Raw genomic sequence first — 14,849 nt, 5'->3', positions numbered from 1 at the left:
CACGAGCGCCTGACGGTTTGGCGCGATGCGATGTCGCTTGTCGAAGCGATCTACCGCCTGAGCCACGACTTTCCCGATTCCGAACGCTTTGGACTGACGGCACAGATGCGCCGCGCCGCGATCAGCATTCCGTCGAACATCGCCGAAGGGGCTGCACGTCGCTCTACGGCCGATTACTTGCGCTATCTGTCGATAGCGCGCGGCTCGCTGGCAGAGTTGGACACGCAATTGCAGATCGCCACGCGGCTGCAGTTCACCTTGCCCGATGTGGCAATCGCCGACCTACTGAACCGCACGTTTGCCAAGCTCAACGCATTGATCCGCACGTTGGAACAGTCGCGACATCTCCGCGAACCCAGCGCCTTGTACGAATCCCCAATCCCGAATCCCCAATCCCATGCTCGATAAAGTCGTCATCGCCAACCGCGGTGAAATCGCGCTGCGCATCCTGCGCGCGTGCCACACGCTCGGCATCCGCACGGTCGCGGTGCATTCCACGGTCGACCGTAACCTCAAGCACGTGGCCATGGCCGATGAGTCGGTGTGTATCGGCCCGGCCGCCTCCAGCGACAGCTACCTCAACATCCCGGCGTTGATCGCCGCGGCCGAGGTGACCGATGCGCAGGCCATCCATCCCGGCTACGGCTTCCTGTCGGAAAACGCCGATTTCGCCGAGCGCGTGGAGCAATCCGGCTTCATCTTCATCGGCCCCAAAGCCGACACCATCCGCCTGATGGGCGACAAGGTCGAAGCGATCCGTGCCATGAAGGCTGCCGGCGTGCCGTGCGTGCCCGGCTCGGGCAGCCCGCTGGGCGATGACATCGTCGCCAACACCAAGGTGGCGCGCGAAATCGGCTACCCGGTGATCATCAAGGCGGCCGGTGGCGGCGGCGGACGCGGCATGCGCGTGGTGCATTCGGAGGCTGCGCTGAAGGCCGCCATCGAAACCACCAAGTCCGAAGCCAAGGCCGCTTTCAGCAACGATCAGGTCTACATGGAAAAGTTCCTGGAAAATCCGCGCCACGTGGAAATCCAGGTGCTCGCCGACGGCCAGGGCGGTGCGATCCATCTGGGCGAGCGCGATTGTTCGATGCAGCGCCGCCACCAGAAGGTGGTGGAAGAAGCGCCGGCACCGGGCATCACCGAAGAACTGCGCGCTGAAATCGGCAAGGTGTGTGTGGATGCCTGCATCCGCATCGGCTACCGCGGTGCGGGCACCTTCGAGTTCCTGTTCGAAGGCGGGCGTTTCTACTTCATCGAAATGAACACGCGCATCCAGGTGGAGCATCCGGTCACCGAGCGCATCACCGGCATCGACCTGGTGTGCGAACAGCTGCGCATCGCCGCCGGCCACAAGCTCAGCATCAAGCAGAGCGACATCGTGCTGCGCGGGCATGCGATCGAATGCCGCATCAATGCCGAAGACCCGGAAACCTTCATGCCCAATCCGGGCCTGATCACCGCCTTCCATCCGCCCGGCGGCCCCGGCGTGCGCGTGGATACCCACATCTACAGCGGCTACAAGGTGCCGCCGAACTACGACTCGATGATCGGCAAGCTGATCGTGCACGGCCCGGATCGCGAAACCGCGATCGCGCGCATGCGCGTGGCGCTGAGCGAGATGGTGGTGGACGGCATCAAGACCAACATCCCGCTGCAGCAGCGCATCATGCGCGACAAGGGCTTCCAGGCCGGTGGGCAGAATATCCACTACCTGGAAAAACGCCTGGCCGAGCGCAAGAACAAGTCGATCACCTTGACCTGATCGCGCTTGCCGTTGCATCGATGAAGCAAAAAAGCCCGGGAAACCGGGCTTTTCTTTTCGTTGTGTTGCGTTACCGCGCTCCGGTGACGAGCAGCGGCAGAGGCCACACCGACAGGCGTGTCGGCGCGGGCCTGCTGCACGACTTACCGCCGCGGCGCAGGCGCTTGCTGGCTACCCGGCACCGACACGATGCCGCTGGCCGATGACGGGTCGACCACGGTCATGGTTTCGGTGGAGCCGTCCGGCCACACCACTTGAAAGGTCGAACCGGCAGGCAAGGTGGAAAACGGCATGGCACTGCTGGCGCGATATACCGCAGCGACCTGGCTTGCGCCATGCCGTCGCTGCTGTTCGTCGGCGGTGACGCCGGTGGACTTGACCGACAGGGGCTGGTAACGGTGATCGGCGGTATCGATCATCACGATACTCACTGCCGCCGCCGAATACGCCACGAACAACGCAACCCATAACCAGAACTTGGCGCCGTGCGCCAACCGACGGTCATTCATGACTGCGCTCCCGGATCGGAGACCAATGTATCGACCATCTCATCCACCTTGTCTGCTCCCTGCCGCGGCACCGCGGCATCGAATACGAACGACACGAAATCCTGCGCACTGTCGCTCGAGCAGATGCCCGCATTGGCGCAATAACTGGTGACCAAGGTGCTGCTGGCGCTGCAATCGAGCCCCAGCCGGCACGCGGCCACTTGCCAGGCCAGCTCGGCGAACTGATCGCCGGCCACATACCCTTGCAGGCTGTCATCGCCGCTGGCCCGTGCGCCCATCGCCGGGGCCAGGGCCAGATAGGCCTCGGGATCGCGCGAGGCCAGCACGCGTTGCACCAGCGCGCGCTTGTAGCCGGGCGATGCGTGCAGCGGTTCACCCAATGCCAGCATGGCGGCCTCGGCGGCCAGGCTGCCGGCGCGCGCGGCAGCCAGGCGTTGCAGCGCAACCATGCGCGGACCCAGCCCGTCGGCGGGGGCGAAACCGGCGCAACGCTGCGCCAGGCGCTCGCGAGCGGCATGCATCGCTGCCACTCCCGGCGTGTGTTGCGCGGCGATCCATGCGCTATCGGCGGCATAGCCGGACGGGCTGGCCGCATAGGGCGCGCAGTAATCGTAGACACGGCTCAACCGCCACCCTGCCTGTGCATCACCGGCACGCACCTGCTGCTGCAATTGCTGCGCGTAGCGATACAGATCCGGTTGCGCTTCCAGCGCATCGCGATGTGGCAGCTGCAACGCGGCATCGTGCGCTGTTGCCGCGTGCGGCTGCGGTGTGGCAACGCTGACCGGCGCCACCTGTGCAGCAACCGGCGCTGCGCGGTCAGCATCACGCTCGGCCGGTTGCGCGCGCACATGCCACCACGCGGCCGCCGCAAGCGCAGCGGGAGCGAGCAGCAGCCAGAGATGGCGGGCACGAGCAAGCGGCATGGATGGCGGCGACCCTGCTGCGGAACCACCCGCCGCGACGGCGCGGAGTCTAGCACCCGCCCACGCGCACAGCGGCCGACAAGCAGACGCTGCCAGAGGAAGTGGCGAGAAAGACGCGACATGCGGTAACGGCCTGAGCGGAATGCACGTGAGTGGCGCGCTGCAGGCGTTCGGTTGCGCTGTTTGCAGCGCTGTGGCGTTTGCTTTTGCTGTGCTGCGTGTTGGTGTTGATGTTGCTCAGCTGCTTGCTGGCTTGCTGTTGAGTTGATCGGTCGCGAGTTCCGAATGCGGCGTTGATCTTCGCGGGTTGGGCATCCGACAGCAGCGCATGTTAAAGAACGCCGCCTCTGACCGAGCCCGCCCCTTGGCAACATCGCCTCGCCGACGCTGCGGTGCCCGGTTGCAGCGCTGTCGTGTAATGGGTGAACGCATCGCGCTGCACGGCGGGACGGAACACGGCAGCACAGAAGGCAGCTGTCTGCGCACGCGACTACGTTTGCGCAAGGATGCAACGCCTCTTCCTGATTGCTCGACGCGGCCGTCAACCAGGTCCTTGCTCAATGACCCAGCAGCCTCATCGGTTCAGTACGAAGTGCGGCGGCATCGGCGCACGGCCATCCGCAGGGCACCATATCCAATCGCAGATGCGCTTCAAGGCAGTGTCACACCGGGCAATCATCCAATTGCTTCAGCACGCCGTCTGCCTGGCAGCGGACGCACCTTGATCGGCAACGCAATGTTTTTCACCGCACGCATGGGCACGACACACCACCCAAGCCGACGGCGCCTGCCAATGCCGTCGCCTGCAGCGCGGCAGGCACGCCGGTACGAATGGTCTAGGATGCGTGCTTTCGAATTGCCCGACCGCCACGATGCCGTTTCTTGAACTGACTCTTTCCTGTTCCGAGGTCACCCTGCCCCGTTTCCAGAATGCACTGGACGATGTGGGCGCACGGGCGGTGACCATGCTCGACGCCGATGCCGATACCAGCAACGAGCGCGCCATTCTCGAACCCGGTGTGGGCGAGATGCCGCTGTGGGACCGGCTGACAATGACCGCGCTGTTCGATGGCGACAGCGACGCGCTGGTGGTGCTGGCGGCGCTGGAGACCTTCGATCCGGGCCTGGACTGGAGCCAGGTGGCGTTTCGCATGGTCGAAGACAGCGACTGGGAACGTGCCTGGATGGACATGTTCAAGCCGATGCAATTTGGCGAACGCACCTTTATCGTGCCGTGGGATCATGACCTGCCCGAGGCGGCCACCACGCCCGGTGCCGCCGTGGTGCGGCTGGACCCGGGCCTGGCCTACGGCTCGGGCGCCAGCCCGACCACCGCGCTGTGCCTGCGCTGGCTCGACAGCCTGCGCACCAGTGGCGCGCTGCAAGGTGCCCACGTGCTCGATTTCGGCTGCGGCTCGGGCATTCTCGCGCTGGCCGCGCTCAAGCTGGGCGCGGCTAGCGCGGTGGGCGTGGACAACGACCCGCAAGCGCTGCTGGCCACCGCCGAGAATGCCGAGCGCAATGGCCTTCAAGCGCAACTGATGGCCTACATGCCAGAAGACGCGCCGGTGCAGACCTACTCGGTGCTGGTGGCCAATATCCTGGCAACTGCGCTGGACGCGCTGGCCGAGTTGCTGGCCGCACGCGTGGCTCCGGGTGGACGCTTTGCGATGTGCGGCATCCTGCACGGCCAGGAAGACGACTTGCTGAAACGCTACGGCCCCTGGTTCGACCAGTTGCGCTGCGAACGCGACGAAGACTGGATGCGGATCGACGGCGTGCGCCGCGGCTGATCCGGCACGTCTTGCACGCCGGCTAGCGCTGTGGGCGGCCGGCGCGGATCTGCGCGGTAGTCACCGCATCGGCCACGCTGATCGCCCGTAACCGGGTCACGGGTTGCCAGCCGTTGCGTTGCAGCGCCGCCGTGCGCCACGGCCCGGCCCGCCGGGCCACCCAGACCCGCAGCAACACCTCAGCCACTAGCAGCGCGGCCCAGGCCACAGGCGACCACGCCTGCATACCTGCAAGCACCACTGCGCCGGCAACCACCAGCATCAGCGCGCTCACCGCCAATAGCGACCAGTGCCGCTGACGTAGCGCCCAGACACGCGGTGCCAGCGCTGCTGACCACTGCGGACCATCGGCCACGGCAGTCCACTCGGCGCCACGCCGCCAGATCGCATACCGGGCGGCGCCACGAAAACGTCTGACCGCAGGGTCCACTGGCGAATGGGCGGGCCAGGGCGCATCTGCCGGCGCGGCGAAGGGGGGCGGAGTGCGCCGCTGGGGGTCGGGTGTGGGACTGGCAGGCTCGACCATGAACATCCTCCTTGAGTTCGCTGTGATGTGGTCCTCATCGACCGATCGACAGTATCGCAAACATATGACGATATGAAAGTTATACGAACTATCTCCGAGTGCTGCAGGGGCTATATCTCCCGCCCCTGCCTGCCCTCCAACGGTGCCGTGTGAGCAAGCTGTACGAACGAGTACGCGAAGCCCGCAGCCTCACCAAGCTGACCCAGGAAGCCCTGGCCGGCGAGCTGGGTGTCACCCGCAGCGCGGTAGCGCAATGGGAGATGGCCGAAGGCACCGCACCGTCGGTGGAAAACCTGATCGGCCTGGCCAAGCGCAGCGGCATGGCGTTCGAATACCTGGCCACCGGCCGCGGCGACCGCGTGTTCGGCCCCCCGGTGTCGGCCATCGCCGAAGAGCCGGCGCAGTACCGCCGCCTGGATGACCAGCAACGCGTGCTGCTGACGCGCTTCGACACCCTGGCGCCGCGCCAGCGCGCCGGCCTGCTGGATCTGTTGCTGGCCGAAGGGAAGACGCGGCGCAGGCGGTAAATCGGGAATCGGGAATCGGCGAGCTGACGTGATCGGCGCCGAGATTCCAAGGCAGTGTTTCCGCTAGCTGTCGTGTGCTGATCCTGGATGCGCCTGGGCGTAGGCGCCGGCTTGCGTTGGTGTGGCGGCGGTTGTCTTCGCAGAGAGGGTGCGCTGCGCGCGTTGCGTCGACATCGGCGCAGACGGCGCCATGACCACGTGGGCCGGATGCGAACACCTGCAGGCATGCGCGCTGCGGATTGATCGCATCGCCGTTGGCACAGGTTCGCCCCTGGACGTGCGCGTGGTTGAATAGGGGTCTTCCCGCTGCACGCCTGCCGATGTCCGAGACTCCGCCACCGCGCCGCCACCTGGCCACGTTCCTGCGTGCGACGCCGGCTGCTCCGCCGCTGGTTCCGACCCCGGTGGTTCCGCCTGTGGAGCCGTCGGAGCAGGCCGCATCGGCCCCGGGTCCGGCATTGCCGCCGGCAACACCGCCGCAGGTGGACGCACCGCCAGCACCGCGCATGCCATCGCCTGCTGCAGCGGTGGCTGCGGCGCCGCATCGCGCAACAGGCACGCCCGGGCACGATGGTTTCCAGGCGCCAGGGGCCGGCGGGGCGCAGCTGCCCGCGCCCGGCAACGCGATGCCGTCCGCTTCGGCGCCCGCGCCCAGACGAATGCCTGATGCGATGCTCGATCCCCCTCGCCCGACGTCGGCCGCCAGCGATGGCCAAGCGGGCGACGACGGGCTGGCCGCGACCGATGCTGACGCCCTCCAAGGCCAAACCGCGCGAACTGCACCTGTCCCGTTGAATTCAGCGCAGCAACGCGCGCTACGCGCGTCAGCGCATGCAGACCTGTCGTCTCGGAATGCGTCGGGCACGCCGAGCACGCTGGCAGAAATGAACGCCGGCGAGGCTCCAGTTGCAGTGACAGCAGCGCCTGCGGGATCTACAGCACCTGCGGCAACGGCGGCAGCCGCCACGCAAGCCGGCACCAGCGCCAGCGAGCGGACGGCGAGCACACCCGACCGCCGGTTGCAGCCGGGCCACCCATCCAGCCATCCCGACCCGGCAGCCGCCGAGTTCGGCGCAGCCAGCGCATTGACCGGCGAAAACGCACAGTCCGATGCCGGCATCGCGCCGCCCCGCACCACCGCTGCGCGATTGCAACCCCTGCCCGCTCCCGCCTTTGCGCGTCGTGGCATCGCCCGGCCGCGGCTGCGCGCCAGCGGGCGCCAGTGGGCGCTGTTGGTAGGGCTGGTCGGCGTGCTCGGATTGCAGATCGTCATCGCCGACCGCGCGCACCTGGCCGCCAACGCGCGCTGGCGGCCGCTGGTCAGCGCGGCCTGCACGCTGGCGCGCTGCAGCCTGCCGGCCTGGCGTGAGCCGGAGGCGCTGACCCTGCTCAACCGCGACGTGCGCCCGCTGCCCGGTGAGGCCGAGGTGTTGCAGATCCAGGCCAGCTTCCGCAACGACGCGCGCTGGGCACAGGCCTGGCCGTGGCTGCAGCTGTCGCTGTCCGATGCCGACGGCCGGGTGATCGGCACCCGCATCCTGTCGCCGCAGGAGTATCTGGGACAGTCGCCGGCTGCGCAGGACACGCTGGCGCCGGGCCAGGCGGTACAGGTCGCGTTTCGGGTGCGCGAACCGGCCGCGAGCACCGCTGCCTTCAGTTTCGACTTCCGGTGAACGGGCGCGACCGCAACATGGGCGTGGCGAGCGATGAGGTCACGCGCTAGACTCACTCCCCCTCGCCGGCCACGTGTCCCGGCTTCGTGACACTGGGAACCTCCTTTGAACGCAGCCCCCTCTCGTCCTGACACCAGTCGTGGCGCCCCGAAGTCGCCCCTGCGCGAACACGTGGCCCAGTCCGTCCGCCGTTATCTGCGCGACCTGGACGGCAGCGACGCGGACGACGTTTACGAAATCGTGCTGCGCGAGATGGAGATCCCGTTGTTCGTGGAAGTGCTCAATCACTGCGAAGGCAACCAGAGCCGCGCCGCGGCGCTGCTGGGCATCCATCGGGCAACCTTGCGCAAGAAGCTCAAAGAGTATGGGCTGACGTAGATCGGGCGTAGCAAGCGCGCTGCCAGCAGCGCACGCGGCAGGTCGAGTGCTCCGCATCGCCACCGTGCACGCCCGGCCTGGAACACAGCGCATCCGGCCAGGCCAACTGCCGCTCGTTGGCAGTTGGCCGCAGCCATGCATCGGCCCTAGCGATCGCTTGCGCTGTGCGCGCTCAGTTCGGTGATGGGGCGATCGGTCGGTCATCGATCGCCGGCATCGACCCGTCGATATGCGCGAGCTCGATCGTGTCGAACGGATCGTCGAATTTTTCCACCACGTTTTTGTCGTCGTCGACCTGATAGGCGATGTCGGCCTCGACGCCCTGCTCTCCTGTCTTGGCAATGATCTTGGTGTAACGCTTGCCGTCCCAGCATCGGAAGATCAGCACCGAGTCTTCGCCGCCGGTAAGCGTGGACCCCATGCTGCCGATCAATCTGCTGTTGGCGCCGGCGGTGAGGAAACTGTCCTTTCCGGCGGTCAACCGACCGCGATCGCCCGCCATCAACGTGCAGTTATCGCCTGCGGTGAGTTTGCTGCGATCCCCGGCAGTGAGATAACTATTGCTGCCGGCCAGCAACTTGCTGCGATCGCCGGCAATCTGCGTGCTGTCGGCGCCGGCGATCAGTTTGCAGCGGTCGCCCGCGGTCTGCACGCTGCACCTGCCGGCGATCAGCGTGCTGCGCGATCCGGCGGTCTGCGAGCTCAGTTTGCCGGCGATCAGCATGCTGCGGTGGCCGGCGGTCTGGATGCTTTCATGCCCGGCGATCAACGAGCTTCCATAACTTGCGATCTGGTTGCTGCCATAGCCGGCGGTCAGATAGCTGCGCACACCGCTGGTCAAGTTGCTGCCGTAACCGGCGATCAGCGAACTGTCCTGGCCTGCGGTCTCGGTGCTGCCATAGCCGGCGGTCAACGAACTGTTGTCCTGCGCGGTCAAGGTACTGCCGTAGCCGGCGGTCAGCGTGCTTTCGTAACCGGCAGTGGAATTGCTGCCATAGCCGGCCGTCAGAATGCTGCCGTGTCCTGCGGTTTGGGTGCTGCCGTAGCCGGCGGTCAGCGAGCTGTCGGCGCCAGCGGTGGAGGTACTGCCATAGCCAGTGGTGAGATCGCTGCCGCTGCGTGCGGTTTGCGTACTGCCATACCCTGCCGTCAGCGAACTATCGCCACCGGAGGTTTGCGTGCTGCCATAGCCGGCGATCAGCGTACTGTCTCCGCCGGCGGTCGAGGTACTGCCGTAACCGGTGGTGAGGTCGCTGCCCTTGCGCGCGGTTTGCGTACTGCCATAACCGGCCGTCAACGAACTTTCTCCACCGGCAGTCTGCGTGCTGCCATAACCGGCCGTGAGCGCGCTGCCGCTGCGCGCCGTCAGCGTGCTGCCGCCTCCTGCCGTCTGCGAACTGCCATAGCCCGCTACGATGGTGCTGTCCGATCCGGCCACACCGGTGCTGCCATACCCGGCAATCAACTCGCTGCGATCACCCGCGGCCTCGGTGCTTCCATATCCGGCGATGAGCTGACTTTGATCGGTGCCGGTGAGCGTACTGCCGTAGGTGGCGATCTCGCGTGTGCGCAGCACGTCGTTGGCAACATGCTGCGCGCTCGCACCGCCGGCATCGGGCAATGGCGCCGCTGGCACGAAGGAATGGCCGCTGTGTTCCACGGTCGGCGCGACAAATTGCGCCTGCGCTGCCTTGGGACGAAATTCTTCGGCCACCACCGCGTCCACAGGCGGCTCGGGCTTGGGCGGCAACTGCTGCTCGATGCCGGCATCGATGCACGCCATGGCGCCGCTGCGGCTACCGGCATAGATCACCTCGGCCCTGGGGAACTTGATCATTCCCTCCTCGCCCAGCCGGATGATGTCGGCCGTGTCCACCATGCAGACGATCCAATGCGCATCGGCATGCATGTTCAGATGGGCACTGGTGCCCTGTCCCCACAACAGTCCGGTCAAGCCGTTTTCCTGCGTCGTGGTGGGCTTCCAATGCCTGCATTCGACAAGCCCTGCTTGTGGCCAGATCAATCCGCAATGATCGGACATGTTGTTCGTGCATGTGCGTAGTGCCAGGACTTTTTCGCGGTTCATAGGGAAGGTCTGAACAACGAGGCCTGACAAAGCGGAAGGTGGCATCGTTCCGGAGAGTCGCGTTTGGAGCTTCGGATTTTTCGCCATTTATAGCGTTTTCCGTGGGAATTTCCCGGGTTACAGGCGCACGCTCCCCATCGCAGGCAGTAATTGCTTTCGCTTCATCCACAGGTTTGACAGCGCAAACAAGGTCAGCACTTGTGCCGTGTTCTTGGCCAGACCGCGATAGCGGACCTTGGTGTCGCCAAACTGGCGCTTGATCACCCGGAACGGGTGCTCCACCTTCGCGCACACGCTGGCCTTGACGTGTTCCCAACGCTGTTCCCGAGCACGCTCGCGTTTGTTGCCGATGGCTTGCATCGTCGAGGGCCTGGCGGCGATGAAGAATGCTGCTTGGCAGTCCCGCAGTTCTTCGCGTTTGTCCGCGCCGGTATAGCCATTGAATCTGCGATAGGCTGCAAAAATTTTTTGCGAAGTCCACTAATCGGACGCTGTTTGCAACGCGATCCATGTCCGCAGCGAAGCTGCCGGCTTCGCGGACACCGGGAAGGTGTCATCAAGTCTGGCTGCGGCCACACCAGCGCGACCGCGCGAGACGCGCGGCGCTCAATAGACAAGGCGTCAATGACACGCGTGCGTCCACCCGCATCGTCGGACGATGCCGCGTCGCTTCCGCTACTCGGCACACAGCAACCCTGCGTGATCGGCCGTCAAGCGTGAGGGATGCAGCACAGGCAGATCACCAGACCCCGCTGCCCTCCTGCACTGCACTCCAGAGAATGGGTGTCGCCGCTACCGAGGGTGGACAGGATCGGTAGCGTCGCATGGGCGATCAGGTCCTTGCCCATACAGGCACGCCGGGTGCAGTCGCACAACCGCGATCCGCATGGCACCGGCGATCGCCGCCACCAGCGCACCGACCATGCGGATGCCCCACGACCGGCCCTGCGCGAAGAACAGACAGCACCATCATCGGCGCCGCACCTGCGCACGCGGTTACCCGAGGCGATGCCGCGCAGCAGCCCGTGCCTGCAGCAACCGCAGTGGCTGCCGATGACGCGCCGTGTGGCGTGGCGCTGCGTTCACGCAGCGCGCGTGCCCAGCGGCATGGCGTCTGACGCCATACCGGGCGGTCTGCGTTGCATAAATCGCCTCCACAGCCGCCATCGCTACCGCCGCTGCGATCAGCGTGAGCCGGTTGGCGGCGATGGCGCCGCGATACAACGCGCCCACCATCGGCCGCAGCAGTGCCTGGACGCGTCCCTTCACGGCACGATCCAGTCCATCCGGGGTGTTGAGTCCCTTCGAGCGCTGGCGCAGCCTACAATATCGGCTGCTCCGCAACGACATTCCCCCACCGATGGCCTCTGATTTCCTGCCCGTGCGCCGGGCCCTGCTCTCCGTTTCCGACAAGACCGGCCTGATCGACCTGGCCCGCGCGCTGGTGGCGCGCAATGTCGAGCTGCTGTCCACCGGCGGCACCGCCAAGGCGATCCGCGAAGCCGGCCTGCCGGTGAAAGACGTTGCCGAGCTGACCGGTTTCCCCGAAATGATGGATGGCCGCGTCAAGACCCTGCACCCGCTGGTGCATGGCGGCCTGCTCGGTCGCGCAGGTGTCGATGAAGCGGTGATGGCCGAGCACGGCATCGTGCCGATCGACCTGCTGGTACTGAACCTGTATCCATTCGAGTCGGTCACCGTCAAGGCCGATTGCACGCTGGCCGATGCGGTGGAAAACATCGACATCGGCGGCCCGGCGATGTTGCGCAGCGCGGCCAAGAATTTCGCGCGCGTGGCCGTGGCCACCGATCCGGCGCAGTACGCCGACCTGCTGGCCGAACTGGAGGCCAACGACGGCCAGCTGTCGGCGGCCAAGCGCTTTGCGCTGTCGGTGGCCGCGTTCAACCGCGTGGCGCAGTACGACGCGGCGATCAGCAACTATCTCTCGGCAGTGGCCGACAGCGCCGAGGCAGTGCCCACGCGCAGCCCGTTCCCGGCGCAGATCAATTCCAATTTCGTCAAGGTGATGGACCTGCGTTACGGCGAGAACCCGCACCAGTCCGGCGCGTTCTACCGCGACCTGTATCCGGTGCCGGGCACGCTGGCCACCTTCCAGCAGTTGCAGGGCAAGGAACTGAGCTACAACAACCTGGCCGATGCCGATGCGGCATGGGAATGCGTGCGCCAGTTCGACGCGCCGGCCTGCGTGATCGTCAAGCACGCCAACCCGTGCGGGGTGGCCGTCGGCGCCGCCTGCGGCGATGCCTATGAACTTGCCTACGCCACAGACCCCACCAGCGCGTTCGGCGGCATCCTGGCGTTCAACAAGACCCTGGACGCAGCGACGGCGAAAGCCATTCTGGATCGCCAGTTCGTCGAAGTGCTGATTGCGCCCGACTACGAGGCCGGCGCGCTGGAATACGCCACCAAGAAGGCCAACGTGCGCGTGCTCAAGATTCCGCACGGCGATGGCCTCAACAACTACGACACCAAGCGGATCGGCTCGGGCCTGTTGATGCAGTCGGCCGACAACCGCAGCATGTCGCTGGGCGAGTTGAGCGTGGTGACCCAGCGTGCGCCCAATGAGGCGGAACTGGGCGACCTGCTGTTCGCATGGCGCGTGGCCAAGTACGTCAAGTCCAACGCGATTGTGTATGCCAAGGACAGCCGCACCATTGGCGTGGGCGCCGGGCAGATGAGCCGCGTGGTCAGCGCCAAGATCGCCGCGCTCAAGGCTGAAGAAGCCAAGCTCACCGTGGCCGGTTCGGTAATGGCGTCGGACGCGTTCTTCCCGTTCCGCGATGGCATCGACGCTGCGGCTGCGGCCGGCATCAAGGCAGTGATCCAGCCCGGCGGCTCGATGCGCGACGGCGAAGTGATCGCGGCCGCCGACGAACACGGCATCGCGATGGTGTTCACCGGCGTGCGCCATTTCAGGCACTGACGTGCCGGGATTGGGGATTCGGGAGTGGGGAGTGGTCGCACCGCCCCTTACTCGCTCCGATCCGTGATCCTGCTTTGACCAATCCCTAATCCCGACTCCCCAATCCCGGTACTTCCATGAAACTCCTCGTCATCGGCTCCGGCGGCCGTGAACATGCCCTGGCCTGGAAGATCGCGCAGTCCGCGCGCGTGAGCGAAGTGCTGGTGGCACCGGGCAACGCCGGCACCGCCACCGAAGCCAAATGCCGCAATGTCGCGATCAAGGTAGACGACCTGGACGGGCTGGTCGCCCTGGCGCAGCGCGAAGCCGTCGCGCTCACCGTGGTCGGCCCGGAAGTGCCACTGGTGCTGGGCGTGGTCGACCGTTTCCATGCCGCCGGCCTGCGCATCTTCGGGCCCACCGCCAAGGCCGCGCAGCTGGAAGGCAGCAAGGCCTTCGCCAAGGATTTCCTCGCCCGCCATGGCATCCCCACCGCGTATTACGCCGTGCACACCGACGTGGACGCTGCGCTGGCCTATGTGCGCGAGAAAGGCGCGCCGATCGTGGTCAAGGCCGATGGCCTGGCTGCCGGCAAGGGCGTGATCGTGGCGATGGCATTGGCCGAGGCCGAAGACGCGGTGCGCGACATGCTCTCGGGCAATGCGTTCGGCGATGCCGGCGCACGCGTGGTCATCGAGGAATTTCTCGATGGCGAAGAGGCCAGCTTCATCTCGATGGTCGATGGCAAACATGCCCTGCCGATGGCCACCAGCCAGGACCACAAACGCGTTGGCGACGGCGATACCGGCCCCAATACCGGCGGCATGGGCGCCTACTCGCCGGCCCCGGTGGTCACGCCCGAGGTGCATGCGCGGGTCATGCGCGAGGTGGTCGAACCGACCGTGCAGGGCATGATCGCCGACGGCGTGCCGTTCACCGGTTTTCTGTATGCAGGGCTCATGATCGATGCGCACGGCGCGCCCAAGGTGATCGAGTTCAACGTGCGCTTCGGGGACCCGGAAACCCAGCCGGTGATGTTGCGCCTGCAGTCGGATCTGGTCGATCTGCTCGACGCGGCCATCGACGGCAAGCTCGACGGCGCGCAGGCGCAGTGGGACCCGCGCCCGTCGCTGGGCGTGGTCATCGCCGCCAAGCCTTACCCGGGCACCCCGGTCACCGGTGACGTCATCACCGGGCTGGACGCAGTGCCGGCCAGCGCCAAGGTCTTCCATGCCGGCACTACGCTAAATGCCGCCGGCGAGGTGATCAGCACCGGTGGCCGCGTGCTGTGCGTTGCGGCGCTCGGCGAGAGCGTGCTGGAAGCACAGCGCAACGCCTACGCCGGCCTGCAGCCGATCCACTGGCCCAACGCCTTCCAGCGCAGCGACATCGGCTGGCGCGCGATCGCCCGCGAATGCGACCAGTAAGTGGTAAACGTTTCACTGAAACAAACTCAAACTGGCTGAGCGACCCTCGCCTGGTGCCGAGCGGCAGTAGATTACAAGTATTCCAGATGCATCGAATACACCACCATGCATCTGTTTTTCATAATAACTAATTACGCGTGGAGCCCGCAGAATGAAGATTGAGTCAATTCGACTAAGAAACTTCAAGGCGTTCCGCGACGTGCACTTGAAGGACATGCCTTCGTTTCTCATCGTCGTTGGTGCCAATGGATCGGGCAAGAGCACGTTGTTCGATGTGTTTGGCTTTCTCCATGACTGCCTAAGGCAACGCTGATCA

Annotated in this window: 13 protein-coding genes and 2 pseudogenes; 9 read left to right on the top strand and 6 right to left on the bottom strand. The window is 65.9% G+C overall.

Going from position 1 to position 14,849, the window contains the following annotated elements; genetic code table 11:
• Window positions 1-30: 30 nt before the first annotated feature.
• Together XAXN_RS03570 and accC are read left to right on the top strand one after the other, a co-directional pair.
• Window positions 31-408 carry a four helix bundle protein gene (locus XAXN_RS03570; RefSeq protein ID WP_241148147.1) on the top strand — a complete coding sequence of 126 codons (378 nt, stop codon included), beginning with the start codon at window positions 31-33 and terminating at the stop codon, window positions 406-408.
• Window positions 398-1,765: an acetyl-CoA carboxylase biotin carboxylase subunit gene (accC, locus tag XAXN_RS03565; protein ID WP_054318527.1), complete on the top strand. Its 1,368-nt coding sequence runs from the start codon at window positions 398-400 to the stop codon at window positions 1,763-1,765. Before XAXN_RS03570 ends, accC begins: the two co-directional genes overlap by 11 nt.
• Window positions 1,766-1,908: 143 nt before the next feature.
• On the opposite strand, the gene XAXN_RS03560 is transcribed toward accC, so the two are convergent.
• Both XAXN_RS03560 and XAXN_RS03555 read right to left on the bottom strand, forming a co-directional pair.
• Window positions 1,909-2,274 (bottom strand): hypothetical protein, encoded by a 366-nt coding sequence (locus XAXN_RS03560; protein ID WP_054318526.1) that lies wholly within the window; start codon window positions 2,272-2,274, stop codon window positions 1,909-1,911.
• The gene (locus XAXN_RS03555; RefSeq protein WP_054318525.1) at window positions 2,271-3,200 is read right to left on the bottom strand and encodes a hypothetical protein; all 930 of its coding nucleotides are present in this window, start codon (window positions 3,198-3,200) and stop codon (window positions 2,271-2,273) included. Before XAXN_RS03555 ends, XAXN_RS03560 begins: the two co-directional genes overlap by 4 nt.
• Window positions 3,201-4,072: 872 nt before the next feature.
• On the opposite strand from XAXN_RS03555, the gene prmA reads away from it, so the two are divergent.
• On the top strand, window positions 4,073-4,993 hold the full coding sequence (gene prmA / locus XAXN_RS03550; RefSeq protein ID WP_054318524.1) for a 50S ribosomal protein L11 methyltransferase: 921 nt from the start codon (window positions 4,073-4,075) through the stop codon (window positions 4,991-4,993).
• Between the two features lie 22 nt (window positions 4,994-5,015).
• Here the strand turns inward: prmA and XAXN_RS03545 are convergent, their stop codons facing one another.
• The gene (locus tag XAXN_RS03545) at window positions 5,016-5,525 is read right to left on the bottom strand and encodes a hypothetical protein (RefSeq protein ID WP_054318523.1); all 510 of its coding nucleotides are present in this window, start codon (window positions 5,523-5,525) and stop codon (window positions 5,016-5,018) included.
• Between the two features lie 143 nt (window positions 5,526-5,668).
• On the opposite strand from XAXN_RS03545, the gene XAXN_RS03540 reads away from it, so the two are divergent.
• The 3 genes from XAXN_RS03540 (at window position 5,669) to fis (ending at window position 8,097) form a co-directional block, all read left to right on the top strand.
• Window positions 5,669-6,046 (top strand): helix-turn-helix domain-containing protein, encoded by a 378-nt coding sequence (locus XAXN_RS03540; RefSeq protein ID WP_042821184.1) that lies wholly within the window; start codon window positions 5,669-5,671, stop codon window positions 6,044-6,046.
• 884 nt (window positions 6,047-6,930) lie between these two features.
• Window positions 6,931-7,719: a DUF3426 domain-containing protein gene (locus XAXN_RS03530; RefSeq protein WP_134980346.1), complete on the top strand. Its 789-nt coding sequence runs from the start codon at window positions 6,931-6,933 to the stop codon at window positions 7,717-7,719.
• Window positions 7,720-7,824: 105 nt separating this feature from the next.
• Window positions 7,825-8,097, top strand: a complete 273-nt coding sequence (gene fis / locus XAXN_RS03525; protein WP_025981816.1) for a DNA-binding transcriptional regulator Fis — start codon at window positions 7,825-7,827, stop codon at window positions 8,095-8,097.
• Between the two features lie 172 nt (window positions 8,098-8,269).
• Here the strand turns inward: fis and XAXN_RS03520 are convergent, their stop codons facing one another.
• From XAXN_RS03520 to XAXN_RS23585, 3 genes and pseudogenes are all read right to left on the bottom strand, one after another.
• Window positions 8,270-10,183, bottom strand: coding sequence for a hypothetical protein (locus tag XAXN_RS03520; protein WP_134984831.1), 1,914 nt, complete (start codon window positions 10,181-10,183; stop codon window positions 8,270-8,272).
• 117 nt (window positions 10,184-10,300) lie between these two features.
• Window positions 10,301-10,624, bottom strand: a pseudogene (locus XAXN_RS03515) (transposase); the annotation flags it as partial.
• A 705-nt stretch (window positions 10,625-11,329) separates the two neighbouring features.
• Window positions 11,330-11,419 (bottom strand): annotated as a pseudogene (locus tag XAXN_RS23585) (CDP-alcohol phosphatidyltransferase family protein); the annotation flags it as partial.
• A 124-nt stretch (window positions 11,420-11,543) separates the two neighbouring features.
• Between XAXN_RS23585 and purH the strand changes: the two are divergent.
• The 3 genes from purH (at window position 11,544) to XAXN_RS20455 (ending at window position 14,846) form a co-directional block, all read left to right on the top strand.
• The gene (gene purH, locus XAXN_RS03505) at window positions 11,544-13,127 is read left to right on the top strand and encodes a bifunctional phosphoribosylaminoimidazolecarboxamide formyltransferase/IMP cyclohydrolase (protein ID WP_054318520.1); all 1,584 of its coding nucleotides are present in this window, start codon (window positions 11,544-11,546) and stop codon (window positions 13,125-13,127) included.
• A 116-nt stretch (window positions 13,128-13,243) separates the two neighbouring features.
• A complete protein-coding gene (gene purD, locus XAXN_RS03500; RefSeq protein ID WP_054318519.1) occupies window positions 13,244-14,533 on the top strand; it encodes a phosphoribosylamine--glycine ligase in 1,290 nt (429 codons plus the stop codon).
• A 151-nt stretch (window positions 14,534-14,684) separates the two neighbouring features.
• Window positions 14,685-14,846 carry an AAA family ATPase gene (locus XAXN_RS20455; protein ID WP_241148146.1) on the top strand — a complete coding sequence of 54 codons (162 nt, stop codon included), beginning with the start codon at window positions 14,685-14,687 and terminating at the stop codon, window positions 14,844-14,846.
• Window positions 14,847-14,849 lie beyond the last annotated feature (3 nt).

It is taken from the genome of Xanthomonas axonopodis (assembly GCF_001304695.1).
In the GTDB taxonomy this organism is placed as follows: Bacteria; Pseudomonadota; Gammaproteobacteria; order Xanthomonadales; family Xanthomonadaceae; genus Xanthomonas; species Xanthomonas axonopodis.
Note: the sequence above shows the minus strand (reverse complement) of the source record. Positions and strands in the feature narration are given on the sequence as shown.

Bases quoted from the DNA above. Each gene is read 5' to 3' on its own strand.
- XAXN_RS03570 (WP_241148147.1), top strand. From the start codon at position 31: ATGTCGCTTGTCGAAGCGATCTACCGCCTGAGCCACGACTTTCCCGAT.
- accC (WP_054318527.1), top strand. From the start codon at position 398: ATGCTCGATAAAGTCGTCATCGCCAACCGCGGTGAAATCGCGCTGCGC.
- XAXN_RS03560 (WP_054318526.1), bottom strand. From the start codon at position 2,274: ATGAATGACCGTCGGTTGGCGCACGGCGCCAAGTTCTGGTTATGGGTT.
- XAXN_RS03555 (WP_054318525.1), bottom strand. From the start codon at position 3,200: ATGCCGCTTGCTCGTGCCCGCCATCTCTGGCTGCTGCTCGCTCCCGCT.
- prmA (WP_054318524.1), top strand. From the start codon at position 4,073: ATGCCGTTTCTTGAACTGACTCTTTCCTGTTCCGAGGTCACCCTGCCC.
- XAXN_RS03545 (WP_054318523.1), bottom strand. From the start codon at position 5,525: ATGTTCATGGTCGAGCCTGCCAGTCCCACACCCGACCCCCAGCGGCGC.
- XAXN_RS03530 (WP_134980346.1), top strand. From the start codon at position 6,931: ATGAACGCCGGCGAGGCTCCAGTTGCAGTGACAGCAGCGCCTGCGGGA.
- XAXN_RS03520 (WP_134984831.1), bottom strand. From the start codon at position 10,183: ATGAACCGCGAAAAAGTCCTGGCACTACGCACATGCACGAACAACATG.
- purH (WP_054318520.1), top strand. From the start codon at position 11,544: ATGGCCTCTGATTTCCTGCCCGTGCGCCGGGCCCTGCTCTCCGTTTCC.
- purD (WP_054318519.1), top strand. From the start codon at position 13,244: ATGAAACTCCTCGTCATCGGCTCCGGCGGCCGTGAACATGCCCTGGCC.
- XAXN_RS20455 (WP_241148146.1), top strand. From the start codon at position 14,685: ATGAAGATTGAGTCAATTCGACTAAGAAACTTCAAGGCGTTCCGCGAC.